General features: G+C 61.7%; 2 protein-coding genes. Both read left to right on the top strand.

The window, feature by feature from the left end:
• On the top strand, positions 1-1,282 hold a 1,282-nt coding region (locus WBP53_RS10955; RefSeq protein ID WP_423928834.1), incomplete at its 5' end, for an efflux RND transporter permease subunit.
• 159 nt (positions 1,283-1,441) lie between these two features.
• The coding region (locus WBP53_RS10950; RefSeq protein WP_423928832.1) for a protein-L-isoaspartate O-methyltransferase family protein at positions 1,442-1,901 on the top strand (460 nt) is incomplete at its 3' end.

The following is a 1,901-nucleotide window of genomic DNA, read 5'->3' as shown; positions in this document are numbered from 1 at the left end:
GTTCTACCTTCCACTGGATCAGCAACTGCCGCAGGCCAGCTTCGCCCAGTTTGTCCTGCTGACTCACGGAAAGACCGAACGCGAAGCGTTGCGCAATGACCTGCTACGCCTGTTCGAGGTTGATTTTCCAACCCTGCGGGCACGCGTGATCCGGCTTGAGAACGGCCCGCCTGTCGGCTACCCCTTGCAGTACCGGGTATCCGGTGCGGAAATTGGAACGATCAGGGAGCTGGCGCGTGATGTCGCCAATGTCCTGCGTGAAAACCCGGACGTGCGCAACGTGAATCTCGACTGGGAAGAGCCAAGCAAGGTCATACGCCTTTCAATCGATCAGGACCGCGCCCGTGTACTCGGCGTCACCTCGGAAGATGTGGCCACCTTCATGCAGAGCTCGCTCAACGGCGTGCCGATTGCGACCTACCGCGAGCGTGACCAGCTGATTGGCGTGCTCCTGCGTGGCACCGACGAGGAGCGAGCCAGGCTCAGCCTGCAGAAGAGCCTGGCCGTGCCAACGGCATCCGGAAAGAGTGTCCCGCTCGGGCACATCGCAACCATCGAATACGGCTTCGAGGAGGGCATCATCTGGCGGCGCGATCGCCAACCCACGGTCACCGTACGTGCCGACATCGAGGGCTCACGGCAGCCGGCCAGCGTGGATGCGCAGATACAACCCGAACTGGCCTCGATAAGGTCCGGGCTGCCTCAGGGCTATCGCCTGGTCACCGGTGGTGCCGTCGAGGAATCGGCCAAGGGCCAGGGTTCGGTCAATGCCGGCATTCCGCTGTTCCTGGTTGTCGTTCTCACGGTGTTGATGCTGCAGTTGCGCAGTTTCCAGCGCGTACTGCTGGTGGTTCTGACCGCTCCGTTGGGCCTGATTGGCGTAGTGCTGTTCCTGCTGGTGTTCCAGGTGCCATTCGGATTCGTCGCCATGCTCGGCACGATCGCGATGTTCGGCATGATCATGCGCAACTCGGTCATTCTGGTTGACCAGATCGAACACGACATCAAGGACGGAATCCAGGCCTGGGATGCCGTGGTCGGCGCCACCGTTCGCCGCTTCCGACCCATCGTCCTGACCGCCGCAGCCGCGATCCTGGCCATGATCCCGCTTTCGCGCAGCGCGTTTTTCGGTCCGATGGCCGTGGCCATCATGGGCGGGCTGACCGTTGCAACAGCCCTGACCTTGCTGTTCCTGCCCGCGCTTTACGCCGCATGGTTCCGGATCCGGCGCGCGCCAGCGACGGATTCCGGTTTGGCCTCGCAATTGCAAGAGTCGTCATGATGGCAGCAAAGCCCCGCCCAGCCTCACCTTGCCCATGTCCGCCGTGTCCGTGGACGACCGCGGACTGGCCGCCAGGGCGATTCTGGCGCCGAAGTTTGCCGGCCATCGACAGACCTTCTATGCTTTCGCCCCCTTTTTTCATCATTCCGGATTTTCATGATGTCAACGAATCTTGAGCAGGCCCGCGACAACATGGTCGAGAACCAGATTCGCACCTGGGAAGTGCTCGATCCCCGCGTTCTGGAAGTACTCGGCCGCGTGCCGCGCGAGGAATTCGTGCCGGAACGCTACCGCAACATGGCCTTTGTCGATGTCGAGCTGCCGCTGGGCCATGGCGAAGTGATGATGAAACCGGTCATCGAGGGCCGGGTTCTGCAGGCGCTGACGATCGAATCCGGACAGCGAGTGCTCGAAATCGGCACAGGATCGGGCTTTCTGAGCGCTTGCCTGGCTGAGCTCGGCGGCGATGTGCACAGCCTAGAAATCCATGCCGATCTGGCTGAGCGCGCGGTCGGCAACCTCGCACGTGCCGGTATTTCCGGCGTCAAGGTCGAGAACTGTGATGCCTTGAACCAATTTGAAACCATTGAGCCCTTTGACTGCATCGTACTGACTGGCG

The organism is Dokdonella sp., from assembly GCF_049593775.1.
Taxonomy (GTDB): Bacteria; Pseudomonadota; Gammaproteobacteria; order Xanthomonadales; family Rhodanobacteraceae; genus Dokdonella.
Note: the sequence above shows the minus strand (reverse complement) of the source record. Positions and strands in the feature narration are given on the sequence as shown.